At 62.0% G+C, this 12886-nt stretch carries 12 protein-coding genes; 6 read left to right on the top strand and 6 right to left on the bottom strand.

Features of this window, described 5'->3' with window-relative positions; genetic code table 11:
* Window positions 1-22: 22 nt before the first annotated feature.
* Window positions 23-772 (bottom strand): CTP synthase C-terminal region-related (seleno)protein, encoded by a 750-nt coding sequence (locus NKI69_RS11395; RefSeq protein WP_023813534.1) that lies wholly within the window; start codon window positions 770-772, stop codon window positions 23-25.
* A gap of 81 nt (window positions 773-853) precedes the next feature.
* Here NKI69_RS11395 and NKI69_RS11390 point away from each other — a divergent pair, with 81 nt between their 5' ends.
* Window positions 854-1723 (top strand): LysR family transcriptional regulator, encoded by an 870-nt coding sequence (locus NKI69_RS11390; protein WP_164892996.1) that lies wholly within the window; start codon window positions 854-856, stop codon window positions 1721-1723.
* Window positions 1724-1762: 39 nt separating this feature from the next.
* Here the strand turns inward: NKI69_RS11390 and NKI69_RS11385 are convergent, their stop codons facing one another.
* Window positions 1763-2395, bottom strand: a complete 633-nt coding sequence (locus NKI69_RS11385; RefSeq protein ID WP_023813536.1) for a LysE family translocator — start codon at window positions 2393-2395, stop codon at window positions 1763-1765.
* Window positions 2396-2526: 131 nt separating this feature from the next.
* Window positions 2527-4512 (bottom strand): TadE/TadG family type IV pilus assembly protein, encoded by a 1986-nt coding sequence (locus NKI69_RS11380; protein WP_023813537.1) that lies wholly within the window; start codon window positions 4510-4512, stop codon window positions 2527-2529.
* A 230-nt stretch (window positions 4513-4742) separates the two neighbouring features.
* Between NKI69_RS11380 and NKI69_RS11375 the strand changes: the two genes are divergently transcribed.
* Entirely contained in the window at window positions 4743-5603 is an 861-nt protein-coding gene (locus tag NKI69_RS11375) for a TIGR01459 family HAD-type hydrolase (protein WP_352721322.1), read from the top strand.
* Between the two features lie 6 nt (window positions 5604-5609).
* Window positions 5610-6590, top strand: a complete 981-nt coding sequence (locus NKI69_RS11370) for a bifunctional riboflavin kinase/FAD synthetase (protein ID WP_023813539.1) — start codon at window positions 5610-5612, stop codon at window positions 6588-6590.
* Between the two features lie 18 nt (window positions 6591-6608).
* Here the strand turns inward: NKI69_RS11370 and NKI69_RS11365 are convergent, their stop codons facing one another.
* Window positions 6609-7163, bottom strand: coding sequence for an HdeD family acid-resistance protein (locus NKI69_RS11365; RefSeq protein ID WP_023813540.1), 555 nt, complete (start codon window positions 7161-7163; stop codon window positions 6609-6611).
* 194 nt (window positions 7164-7357) lie between these two features.
* Here NKI69_RS11365 and NKI69_RS11360 point away from each other — a divergent pair, with 194 nt between their 5' ends.
* Window positions 7358-8164 (top strand): MipA/OmpV family protein, encoded by an 807-nt coding sequence (locus NKI69_RS11360; RefSeq protein WP_023813541.1) that lies wholly within the window; start codon window positions 7358-7360, stop codon window positions 8162-8164.
* On the opposite strand, the gene NKI69_RS11355 is transcribed toward NKI69_RS11360, so the two are convergent.
* The gene (locus tag NKI69_RS11355; protein WP_127257956.1) at window positions 8154-8411 is read right to left on the bottom strand and encodes a hypothetical protein; all 258 of its coding nucleotides are present in this window, start codon (window positions 8409-8411) and stop codon (window positions 8154-8156) included. The genes NKI69_RS11360 and NKI69_RS11355 overlap by 11 nt on opposite strands.
* A gap of 43 nt (window positions 8412-8454) precedes the next feature.
* Between NKI69_RS11355 and ileS the strand changes: the two genes are divergently transcribed.
* Both ileS and NKI69_RS11345 read left to right on the top strand, forming a co-directional pair.
* Complete coding sequence (ileS, locus tag NKI69_RS11350) at window positions 8455-11448, top strand: isoleucine--tRNA ligase (RefSeq protein ID WP_023813542.1); 2994 nt, start codon at window positions 8455-8457, stop codon at window positions 11446-11448.
* 206 nt (window positions 11449-11654) lie between these two features.
* Window positions 11655-12335, top strand: a complete 681-nt coding sequence (locus NKI69_RS11345; RefSeq protein WP_023813543.1) for a hypothetical protein — start codon at window positions 11655-11657, stop codon at window positions 12333-12335.
* A 40-nt stretch (window positions 12336-12375) separates the two neighbouring features.
* Here NKI69_RS11345 and NKI69_RS11340 read toward each other — a convergent pair whose 3' ends face one another.
* Entirely contained in the window at window positions 12376-12825 is a 450-nt protein-coding gene (locus tag NKI69_RS11340) for a nucleoside deaminase (protein WP_023813544.1), read from the bottom strand.
* Window positions 12826-12886 lie beyond the last annotated feature (61 nt).

Here is a 12886-nt window from a genome sequence, read left to right as displayed (position 1 = left end):
TCACTCAACGACGATAGGCCGTTCAGCGATTGAGCTGGGAAACATCACCGCCCCAAAACGCGGCGCGCGGTCTTGACCGGGCGCTTTCCAGGAAGGCGACAATGATTGGATGCGGGTGCTGCTTTGTCGACGTCAGCTGCGGCACGAAGAGCGTGGCAAGGTAGAATGGGTGGGATGGCAGCAGGAGGACGCGAGCCTCGCCATTCGAATCCCTGCCGACAATGTGAAAGCCGCCGGCGTCCAGTTCTTTCTGGTAGGCTGGATTGATGCCGAAGTTGCAATAGTAGCGCTCTTTCGTGTTCGTTTGTCCATAAATCCGCGCTGCCCGGCTCCCTCGCGTCAGAAATACGTCCATGGTTTGCCCAACGAGTGAACAGGTCAGCTGTGTGACGAACAGGGTGGAAGCATAGGGATCGTATTCCGCATGCTCGGCGTCCTGGAAACCCAGCACGTTGCGGGCATATTCGACGACCATATGCTGGCAACCGCCGCAGGTTCCCAAAGCAGGAATTTCGTTTTCCCTGGCATGCCGGATGGCATTCAGAGCGCCATTCATGCTCCTGTACGGGCTGCCTGGAGCGATCCAGATCGCATCAAAAGGTGCCAGCTTGTCGCTGACCCCGGTGATCAGTTCTTCGGTCGAAATCCACTGGTGTTCGTACTGGATACCGAGCGTGGACCCGGCATGATCCAGCGCTTCGTCCATCTTGGCGTGTGGTTCGAAAGATGGCGTGTATTCACCGATCAGCGCCAATGCGAGTCGTTGTGTCATGAGAGCTCCTATGAATTGAAGTGAGCTTCCAGATGCGTTATCGGAGATGCATAAGTAAAATGCATTCGGATGATATCTATCATGACTATCACTAATATCACTCTCGCTCAGCTGCGGGTCCTGACCATGATTGTCGAAGACGCGAGCTTTTCGACGGCCGCTACGCGGATCGGCATGACGCAGTCGGGCGCAAGCCAGGCGATGAGAAGCCTTGAAGGCGTTCTTGGAGTGAAGCTTCTGGTTCGCGGCAAGAACGGGGTGTTTCCGACGGAAATTGGACAAGCAGTGCTTCAGGATGCGCGAGAGGCCGTTCTGGCCATCGAGCGAATCCAGCAAAGGAGCGCCGCAGCTTCAGGCGCTCAGACCGGGCGGTTGCGCATTGGAAGCGTGGCAAGCGCGGTAGAGCGTTTGCTGCCGCAAATACTTGCCCGCTTCCAGCGGCTTTTCCCCGGCGTCGAACTGGTTTTGCTGGAAGGAACCGATCATGAGGTTCTGGAATGGGTTGAAACAGCAGTCGTTGACGTCGGCCTGACCTCCGAACAATCAGCCGAAACTGTCGGGGATGTAGTCCTGGAGGATGATTTCGTCTTTCTTGCTGCTTGCGACCACCCGCTAGCAGCGACGGCGCGCGTCAAATTGTGCGACCTGGCCGACGAGAATTTCATCATGTCGGGCTCTGGTTGCGAGCCGGTCATCCGTCAGCTCTTCGCATCCGTGAACATCTCGCCTAAGGTTGTCCTTACGGTTCGCGATACGGCTGCCCTGGTGGAAATGGTGTCGCAGGGGATCGGTGTGACACTGATGCCTGAGCTTTCCACTCCGGAAGGAGACGCTCGCGTGTGTCGAATTCCCATTGTTCCTTGTGTTCAGAGGCGGCTGCTCGTTGTCAGTCTTGCAAGGGCCAATCGTTCGCCAGCCGCGGAGAAATTCGTGCAGCTGCTGGCGCCCTGACGTTTCTAGCTCAGCTCGCGATCATCGTCCAAGGCGAATTCAGCGCTGCGCCTCTGTCGCCATCTTCAGCGCAAGTGCCGCCAGCACGGTGCCCATCATCCAGCGCTGGATGACCAGCCACAAAGGCCGTCCGGCGAGAAAGGTGGCGATCGAGCCGGCCGTCACCGCGATGACGGCATTGACGCTGAGACTGATCGAAATCTGCGTCGCGCCGAGCACCAGTAGCTGCGACAGGACGTGGCCTTTGCCGGGGCTGATGAACTGCGGCAACAGCGACAGATAGAGCACGGCCACCTTCGGATTGAGCAGATTCGTCATCAGGCCCATGGCGAAAAGCTTGCGCGGCCTGTCCCTCGGCAATTCGCGCACTTCGAACGGCGAGCGTCCGCCCGGCTTCACCGCCTGCCAGGCCAGCCACAGGAGATAGAGCACGCCGGCAAAGCGCAGCGCGTCATAGGCGTAGGGCACGGCGAGCAGCAGCGCGGTGATGCCGAACGCCGCCGCCAGCACATAGAAGACAAAGCCGAGTGCCACGCCGCCAAGCGAGATGAGCCCCGCCTTCGGCCCCTGCGACAGGGAACGCGAGATCAGATAGATCATGTTGGGGCCAGGCGTCAGCACCATGCCGAGGCAGACCAGCGCGAAGGCGAGATGATTGGCCGTTTCGGGCATCTGTTCTTCCCCAGCGCGCCGCGAATGGATGCACGATCCGGCAGGCGGCCAACATGTGCCTGTCCCGGCAGGCGCGCGCAAGTGCATGGCGGCGCCAGCCGTTGTTCCAGCTAGCCGCCGGTGCCTACGGATCAGCCGACGACGCGCAGGTTCGACAGTTCGTTGCCGATTTCCTTGAAATCGTTCGACAAGCTGGCGCCGGTGGCGTTCCAGAACAGTTTTGCCGGCTTGCTCGCGTCCGTTGGATCCTTGCGGAAGCGCGAGTTCGACGAGCAGGATTTCAGCGCCTCGATCGCCTGCTGGTCGGCGATTTTAGTCGTCGACAGATCGAGCGCCACAGTCATCACCATGATGTTGGCTGCCTTGGCGTTGTTGCAAAGCGTCGCCATCTGCTCGTTGAGCGCGTTGGTATAATTGCCGTTAGAATAATCGAATTGGCCAATGGTGCTCGATGTGCCCATGAACAGGCGGCCCACCGACGTGCCGTTGTAGCCGGGTTTGAGATAGCCGAAGGACGCATAGGTCGACTTCGAATCGGCGGGGTCGGAATAGCCGAGCGAGGAAGGCGTGTAGTAGGTGTTGGCGCCGTCGGTCAGCACGATCACGACCTTGTCGTTGCCCCTCTCGGTTTCCGGGCGTCCTTGCGTGAAGGGCTCGCCGCTCGAAACCACGCGCCATCCCCAGGCGATGCCTTCGGGAACATTGGTGCCGCCATCGGGCTTCATCAGGTCGATCGCGGCCTTGATCGCCGTGAGCCCAGTGGCAACGCTGACATCGGTCAGCGGCGTGATCGGGTTGGTGGAGCAGCTGTAGTTCGGCCCGTTGCCGGCGGCCAGCGCCGGCGCATTGATCGGCCGCGGCTGGAAATATTTGGCCATGTTGCGCAACCGGGATTGGCCGGTGCTGCTTGTCGGGTCGTCATTCCACCAGCTGTTGATAGCGCCATAGGCCGTCGGCGCGGCCTCATCCGGATCCTGAGTGATCTTCCAATGGTTGCCGGGTTCGTCAGGGGCGAACATCGGCACGAACATCGTCGCCGGATCGCCAATCCCTATGCCGGTGTTCGCAGAGCCGCCGGAAGGCGCCGCGTCGTTGACATTGTAGGGATAGGGCCTGGCCTCGACGCAACCCTGCCAACTGGCGAACGGGCCATAGGAATCGATGTAGTCGTATTCGTCGTGGTCGCGTTTGCAGGTGTTGTTCGAGTTGTATTCGTCGCAAACCACGCGCTTGCTGTTGGTGACACGCTCATGGTTGGTGACGACCTTCATGTCTCGGTAGAGCGAAAACCGGGTCAGCATCTGGCCTTCGCCGGTACCCCATCCGGTGCCGCGCTTGTACCAGATACCGTTGGTCTGCTGGGCGTATTTGTCGACCGCGTTCAGCGTCGACCAGTCGAAATTCTCGTTCGATACCGGCGACAGTCCTTCGGTGTCCATCCAGGACGCGTTACCGTTGCCGGGTCCGACATTGACCGAGGCGGCAAACGGCACGAGGCCGAACTGCACCGGCCTGTCGACCTGCTTGATCATCGCCGCCTGCTGGGCCAGCGTGTCGACCAGCTGTTTGGCCGCGGTCTTGAGAAGGTCGATCCGCGTTTGCCCCGAGCCCGTTCCGGTCTTGGTCATCGACCCGGAATTGTCGAGCACCAGGGCGACTTCAAGAGTGTTCTTCAGCCGCACTTCCGAGGAGACGTTGAAGCTGATCTTCTGGTTGGCGTCGGTTTCGGATTTGCCGACGAGCTGACCGAAGACCGGATAGAAATAGGGCTTGTAGTCAAGCCGCGCGCTCATCTTGAGCAAGCCCCCGCCGGCGGTGTTGCTTGGCAAGGTGACGCTGAGCGTCGTGTTGGCAGGGTTGATCTTGTTGAGGTTGGCATTGAAGAAATCGAGCGCATAGGCTCTCAACTGGTCGTCGGTAGCACCTTCCGTCAGCCGGCGCGCCGTGGCGAAGTTTGCGGCATCGAGCGCATTCGAAACCGCCTGTTTTTCGCGGCTCATCTCGGTGAAGTCGACGGCCATCGCCAGGGCGCCCATGAGCGGAACCATCGCGACGACGGTCATAAGAGCATAGTTGCCGCGTTGGTCGCGGCAGAACTGACGCCAAAGTCCATGCATGTCTTGCAGCGGCCCCCGCCGGCGGATTCTCGATCAATGCCAGCTTTCCACAAAACGCTGAAGGCCGTGTTTGGGAAATCGCTCGATTGCCGGGGCAGCGCTTCACCAACCGCTAACCAATCGTGCCTGGCGAAAGCTGATGACAGGCCGGGGCGGTTCGGCTAATCCGAACCGGCTGCGGCGAACCGTCGGTCGCGGCGATCGCAACGATCATGACTGAAGGAAACGGCATGGCGGATTCGCCTGAAATCATCAGCTCGCTCGAAGACGTGTCGAAGGCCTATTCGGCAATCCTGTGCGACGTCTGGGGCGTGGTGCACAATGGTGAAACGCATTTCCCGGCGGCGGCCTCGGCATTGGCAAGGGCTCGAGAGGCGAAAATCCCCGTCGTCCTCATCACCAATTCGCCGCGCAGAAGTGCCGATGTCGTGGCGCAGATGAACGCGATCGGTGTTCCACCGTCAGGCTACGACCGGGTGGTTACCTCAGGCGACGTGACGCGGGATCTGATCGCCGAAGGGCCGCGCAAGATTTTCCATATCGGCGCCGACCGGGACTTCACCCTCTATGAAGGTCTCGACGTCGAGCTTGTCGAGGAGTTCGAGGCGTCCGGCATCGTCTGCACCGGCCTGTTCGACGACGAGGTCGAAAACCCCGAGGATTACACGGAGCTCCTGCGGCGGCTGCGCGCCCGGAACCTGCCTTTCATCTGCGCAAATCCCGACATCGTGGTCGAGCGCGGCGAACGCATCATATGGTGTGCCGGCGCGCTGGCGCGTGACTACGCCCAGCTCGGCGGCCGCACATTGATCGCTGGAAAACCTTACGCGCCGATCTACAATCTCGCGATGAAAGAGGTCGCCGAGATTCTTGGCCAGCCGGTCGAGCGCGGCCAGGTGCTGGCCATCGGCGACGGCATGATGACCGATGTGAAGGGCGCCGCCGACAATGGCTTCGATGTTCTTTATGTCTCCGGCGGCATCCATGCCCGCGACTATGGCGATGCCCTGTACCCGGACCCGGCAAGACTGGCGGCGTTCCTGGAAAAGCATGGCTATGGTCCGGTGGCCGTCATTCCCAGACTTCGGTAGGTGACGATGGCAGCCTTCCAACGCATCCTGGCAACCGCGCCGCTTCCCGCCGACCTGCGCGGCGGCGTGGTGGCGATCGGCAATTTCGATGGCGTCCATCGCGGCCATCAGGCGGTGCTCGAGCGGGCCTCTGCCGAGGCCGGACGGCGTGGAGTGCCGGCCCTGGTGCTGACATTCGAACCGCATCCGCGCAAGATCTTCAGGCCTGATATCCCGTTGTTCGTGCTGACGCCGCCGCCGATGAAGGCGAGGCTCCTGTCGCTGCTGGGCTTTGCCGCGCTGGTCGAACAGCCGTTCACGCGCGACTTCGCCTCGCTGTCGGCGGAAGCGTTCGTGACGGATGTGCTGGAAACGAACCTTGGCATTACCCACGCCGTGACCGGGTTCGATTTCCACTTCGGCAAGGATCGTCAAGGCGGCCCGGCCTACCTGATGGCGGCCGGCGAACGTCATGGCTTCGGCGTCACGCTCGTCGACGCCTTCCGGGACGAGGGCGCCGAGGTGGTGTCGTCCAGCCGCATCCGCGGATTGCTGGGCGAGGGCGAGGTGGCTGAAGCCGCCGGTCTGCTCGGCTACCGCTTCACCGTCGAAAGCGAGGTGGTCGGCGGACAGCAGCTTGGCCGCACCCTTGGCTTTCCAACCGCGAATATGAGGCTGTCGGCTGAAGCCGCACTCAAGGAGGGCATCTATGCCGTCCGCTTCCGCCGCGCCGACGGCACGCTTCACGACGGCGTCGCCAGCTTCGGCCGTCGCCCGACGGTCGACGACAATGGCGCGCCGCTGCTTGAAACCTTCGTCTTCGACTTCTCCGAAGACCTCTATGGCGAGGTCTGTCAGGTTTCCTTCTTCGGTTTCCTGCGCCCGGAGGTGAAGTTCGAAGGGCTCGATGCGCTGGTCGCGCAGATGAAGCGCGATGAAGCCGAGGCACGCGCGCTGCTTGCCGGCGTCAAGCCGCTCTCCGATCTCGACGCGGCCATGGCTTTTTGAGTCCAGGCGTGATCCCGGCTATTTTTTCAGCGCGAGGCCGACGGCGATGAAGGTCCAGCCCTGGAAGATCAGATCGATCGCAAGGAACAGACCGAGCACCCACAGGCTGTTGACCGGCCAGCCCATGGCGATGATCAGACCTGCAAGGGCGCTGATGACACCGGCGGCGACGATCCAGCCCCAGCCGCGTTCCGGCCGATGGCTGTAGCCGACCCAGGCCCTGAGCACCCCTGACGCGACCAGCGCGATCGCCAGCAGGAACGTCAGCACCGCCGAGGCAAGCAACGGATTGCCGAAAGCGAAGAAGCCGGCAACGGCGTACAGCAGTCCGCTGAGCAGCCAGTAGAAGAAGCGGCTCCAGGTCTTGACGCCGAACGCATGCACGATCTCGATGATGCCCGCCATCAGCATCAGCCATCCCACGACGTAGACGGAAGCCACCGTGGCGACGAACAGATTGGCAAAGGCAATGCCGCCGAAGATGAGCAGCAGCACACCGAGCGCGACAAACCATCCCCATTTTGTCCGTGTCTGTTCGATCGCGATTTTCAAGGCGTCGCCATGCAGGGTCATTGTCGCGGTCTCCATCGAGGGCTGCGGAATACTGCGAATGGAAGGTAATCCGGGCGCGGGCCAACGTCCAGTCGATGACCGGCAGCCGGATCGCGGCAAAGCGCGAGCGTATGTCTCGGGTTTAAATCAAATTTTACCAAACGGCCGTCAAAGCTGTCGTCGGTAACCGTGTGTGTTGTGTTAGTGGAGTGGCCATGAGTCCGGTCGGAAGAATCTCTCTGGTGTTGGCCGCTGCGATGCTGGGTGGCGCGGGCGTTGCCAATGCGGGCGAGGGCAGCTGGCTGTCCGGCGACTGGTATCTGACCGTTGGCGCCACTGGCATGGTGGCGCCGAATTTCGAGGGCGGCAAGAAGTACCTGCTCAGCGCCTCGCCGATCATTTCGCTGGGCAAGGCCGGACCTGCCGCCCGCTTTGTCTCGCGCAACGACAACATCTCGCTGGCGCTGGTCGATGATGGCGGTGTCCGCGCCGGCCTGACCGGCAAGTTCCTGTTTTCCCGCGACGATGACAACGCCGATGAGCTGAAGGGCCTCGATCCGGTGCGCTGGGGCGGCGAAGTCGGCGGCTTCTTCGAATTCTATCCGACGGACTGGCTGCGCGCCCGCGCCGAGCTGCGCCACGGCATTCGCGCCCACAACGGCTTTGTCGCCGACATCGCCGCCGACGCCTTTTACGACGTGACGCCGACCGTCAGGATTTCGGGAGGACCGCGTGTTTCCTTCGCCTCAGGCAACTATTTCGACGCCTATTATGGCGTCAACGCGCAGGAAGCGGTGGCCTCGGGCTTGAGCGAATACCATCCCGGTGGCGGGTTGAAATCGACCGGCCTCGGCGGCGCTATCACCTGGAAGGTGACCGAGCCGATGACTGCCAGCCTGTTTGGCGAATATTCGCGCCTGATGGGACCGGCGGCCGATTCCAGCCTGGTCAAGGAGCGTGGCGACCGCAACCAGTTTATGATTGGCGTGTCGACCACCTACCGCTTCGATTTCACGATGTAGGTGAATCGAACGAGAGACGCTTTATTCCTGCGTCTATCTCCGCTAAAAGCCCACCAATGACGAGCTTTTCGCGCCTTCGCGTGCTGACGATACGAATTACCGGCCCGGTGTTCCGGGCGGCCTGAGGGTCGCCGGAACCGCCGGGAATTCTGCGCGCGGCCTCTCGCGCTTTTTCCAGATCATCAGGCATGTCGCCCAAAAGTGGCCCCGGTTTTGGGAAAACGACATGCGCAAAAGTATAGTTCAACGCCCGAGCTCTTTTGCCGCCGGGCAATGCACATGGCAGACCAATGACCGATACAACTGAAACGATCGACTATTCCAAGACGCTTTACCTGCCGCGGACGGATTTCCCGATGCGTGCCGGCTTGCCGGAGAAGGAGCCGCTGCTGGTCAAGCGCTGGCAGGACATGGACCTCTACCGCAAGCTGCGCGAGAGCGCTGCCGGCCGCACGAAATACGTGCTGCATGACGGCCCGCCCTACGCCAACGGCAACATCCATATCGGCCATGCGCTGAACAAGATCCTCAAGGACGTCATCACCCGCTCGTTCCAGATGCGCGGTTACGACTCGAACTATGTGCCCGGCTGGGACTGTCACGGCCTGCCGATCGAATGGAAGATCGAGGAGCAGTACCGCGCCAAGGGCAAGAACAAGGACGAGGTGCCGGTCAACGAATTCCGCAAGGAATGCCGTGAGTTCGCCGCAGGTTGGATCACGGTGCAGGGGGCCGAGTTCCAGCGCCTCGGCGTCATCGGCGACTTCGAGAATCCCTATACGACGATGGCTTTCCATGCCGAGTCGCGGATCGCCGGCGAGCTTTTGAAATTCGCCATGTCGGGCCAGCTCTACCGCGGCTCCAAGCCGGTGATGTGGAGCGTGGTCGAGCGTACGGCGCTGGCCGAGGCCGAGATCGAGTACCACGACTATGAGAGCGACACGATCTGGGTGAAGTTTCCGATCCAGTCTGCTGATGGGGATACGATTTTACACGTCGAGGACGAAGGTGGTGAGCGAACTGGCAGGAAAATTGTCGTAAAGCCGCCGCACAGTTTGTCCCATGCTTCAGTTGTCATCTGGACGACAACGCCTTGGACGATCCCGGGTAACCGGGCGGTAGCCTATTCGCCACGCATTGCCTACGGACTTTACGAGATCGTGGCAGCCGAAAATGACTTTGGCCCTCAGCCCGGTGAGAAGCTGGTCTTTGCCGACGCGCTTGCCGATGAAAGCGCAGCCAAAGCCAAGGTGAATTTTAAGCGACTTCGCACCGTGACAAGCGAGGAACTTGCCAACGTAACGTTAGATCATCCGTTTTTTGCGTTAAACGGAGGGTATCATTTCGATGTGCCCATGCTCGTCGGCGACCATGTCACCGACGATGCCGGCACCGGCTTCGTCCACACCGCGCCCGGTCACGGCCGCGAGGACTTTGACGCCTGGATGGACGCGGCGGTGGATCTGCGCGCACGCGGCATCGATCCCGCCATCCCGTTCACCGTCGACGATGGCGGCTTCTTCACCAAGGACGCGCCGGGGTTCGGCCCCGACCGCGAGGGTGGACCGGCACGCGTCATCGATGACAATGGCAAGAAGGGCAACGCCAACCAGGCCGTCATCGACGAGTTGATCAAACGCAACGCGCTGTTCGCGCGTGGCCGGCTGAAGCACAGCTACCCTCACTCCTGGCGGTCCAAGAAACCGATCATCTTCCGCAACACGCCGCAATGGTTCGTCTACATGGACAAGGACCTCGGCGATGGCTCGACGTTGCGCAGCCGGGCGCTCAAGGCCATCGACGACACCCGCTTCGTGCCCGCCGCAGGCCAGAACCGCATCCGCGCCATGATCGAGGAGCGCCCGGACTGGGTGCTGTCGCGCCAGCGCGCCTGGGGCGTGCCGATCGCCGTGTTCGCCGATGCCGACGGCAATGTGCTGAAGGACGAGGCGGTCAACCAGCGCATCATGGACGCCTTCGAGCAGGAAGGCGCCGACGCCTGGTTCGCGGCTGATGCCAAGGAGCGTTTCCTTGGCAATCACGACGCTTCGAAGTGGAAGCAGGTGATGGACATCCTCGACGTCTGGTTCGATTCGGGCTCGACGCATGCCTTCACGCTGGAGGATCGTCCTGACCTGAAATGGCCAGCCGACGTCTATCTCGAAGGCTCCGACCAGCATCGCGGCTGGTTCCATTCGTCGCTGCTGGAGAGCTGCGGCACCAGGGGCAGGGCGCCTTACGACACCGTCGTCACCCATGGCTTCACCATGGACGAGGATGGCCGCAAGATGTCGAAGTCGCTCGGCAACACCGTCGTGCCGCAGGACGTCATCAAGCAGTCGGGCGCCGACATACTGCGTCTGTGGGTGGTGACGACCGACTACTGGGAGGACCAGCGGCTCGGCAAGAACGTGCTGCAGACCAACATCGACGCCTACCGCAAGCTGCGCAACACCATCCGCTGGATGCTGGGTACGCTTGCCCATGACGATGGCGAAGAGGTGCCGATGGAGAAAATGCCGGAGCTGGAGCGGCTGATGCTGCACCGGCTGGCCGAGCTCGATGAGGTCGTGCGTTCGGGCTACGACGCCTTTGAATTCAAGCGCATCACCCGCATGCTGCTCGATTTCATGGTGGTCGAGCTGTCGGCGTTCTATTTCGACATCCGCAAGGATGCGCTCTACTGCGACGCGCCGTCGAGCCTGAAGCGCAAGGCTTCGGTGCAGGTGGTGCGCCATCTCTTCGATTGCCTGGTGAAATGGCTGGCGCCGATGCTGCCTTTCACCACGGAGGAGGCCTGGCTTGACCGTCATCCCGACGCCGTCTCGGTGCATCTCGACCAGTTCCCGCAAATCCCGGCGGACTGGAAGAACGAGGCGCTGGCGGAAAAGTGGCGCCAGGTGCGGCAAGTGCGGCGCGTCGTCACCGGCGCGCTGGAGATCGCGCGCGCCCAGAAGGTGATCGGATCGTCGCTGGAAGCGGTGCCGGTCGTCACAATCAACGACGCAGCGCTCGAAGCGGCGATTTCAGATGTCGACATGGCCGAGATGGCGATCACCAGCGATCTGGTCATCGCTCATGGCGAGGCACCGGCTGGTGCCTTCGCGATCGACGACGTCAAGGGTGTCGCCGTGGTGGTCGAGAAGGCCGAGGATCGTGGCCTGTTAAAATGTGCACGCTCCTGGCGCTACACCGCCGATGTCGGCCAGGATCCGGAATTCCCGGATGTTTCGGCTAGGGATGCGGCGGTGCTGCATGAATTGAAGACGCTTGGCCGACTTTAACGGTTAGTCGGCTGGATCGGTGCACAAATGCCACGCCGGGCGGGCGAAAACCGCCCGCGCGTTGCCCTTAACGAGTGGTTGAGGTAAACACGCGAAACTCCGGAAGACAAATTGTCGCCGGATTTCCGTCGCAAGTGCTTGGACGATGGGGACCGGCCACAAGGCCGGCGGCAATCGAGAGGCTGTCTAGAGTGGGACTTTTTGGCATGACCGAGAGATATAACGCGCGCTTGGCGCTGCTGGCGCCGCTTGTCGCGTCGGGCCTCGCTTTGTCCGGCTGCATGGGCTCTCCGACCTACGGCACCGACAAGACCGCCGGCGAACAGCTGGCCGGCGATATTTCAGGTGCCTTTTCATTCGCGCCGAAGCGCAAGGAACAGATCGACTACAAGCCGCGTCCGACGCTTGTGAAGCCGGCGCCAGGCCAGAAGGAAGCGCTGCCGGCCCCGCAGGACAGCATCGAGACGGCGAGCGCCGAATGGCCCGAATCGCCCGAGCAGCGCCGCGCCCGCCTGCGCGCCGACGCCACCGCCCATCAGAACGACCCGGCTTACCAGTCGGAGATCGTCGACGACGTGCAGACCGATCCGGCCTCGGTGAAGAGGGCAATGGCGGAATCAGGCTCGAGCCACCCGCCGGCATGGACACCGGCCGATTCCGACAAGGGTCGCGCCGCCGAGATCCAGCGCCGCCTTGCCGACAGCAAGCAGGGCGATCCGAACACCCGCAAATATCTGAGCGAGCCTCCAGTGCAGTATCGTGTCGCGGCCGGCACGGCGCCGCAGAACGAGCTTGGCGAGGACGAGTACAAGAAGGAACGCCGTCTCAAGAAAGAGGCGGAAGGCAAGAAGGGCAGCGGCTGGTTCGACTGGATGCCGTCCCTGTAAAAACCGCTTCTTTCTTATTTCTTGCCGAAGGGCGCCCGGCTCAGCCGCGCCGTTCCCGGAAAAATCCTTTGAGCAACAAGGCCGCCTCGGTCTCGCCCATGCCTGGATAGATGTCGGGCCTGTGGTGGCAGGTTGGCGATGCGAAGAAGCGCACGCCATTGACCACCGCGCCGCCCTTGTCGTCGGCGGCACCGAAATAAAGCCGGCGCAGCCGGGCGAAGGAAATTGCGCCGGCGCACATGGCGCAAGGTTCCAGCGTCACATAGAGATCATGGCCGGTCAGCCGCTCGGCCGACAGTTTGCGGCAAGCTTCGCGGATGACCAGCATCTCGGCATGCGCGGTCGGGTCGGCAAGTTCGCGTGTGCGGTTGCCGGCGCTGGCGACAACACCAGCGCCATTGGCGATGACGGCGCCGACCGGCACTTCGCCTCGCAAGGCGGCAGCCTCGGCCTCCTTCAGCGCCAGCGCCATGAAATCGGGCCGCTTCACGCGATTTCCACTCTGATTATCTCCTCGCCACCTGACGGTGATCCTGTTATGGAGCGCAGGA

This window comes from Mesorhizobium sp. M0491 (assembly GCF_040321265.1).
In the GTDB taxonomy this organism is placed as follows: Bacteria; Pseudomonadota; Alphaproteobacteria; order Rhizobiales; family Rhizobiaceae; genus Mesorhizobium.
This window is presented reverse-complemented; position numbering and strand designations above follow the sequence as displayed.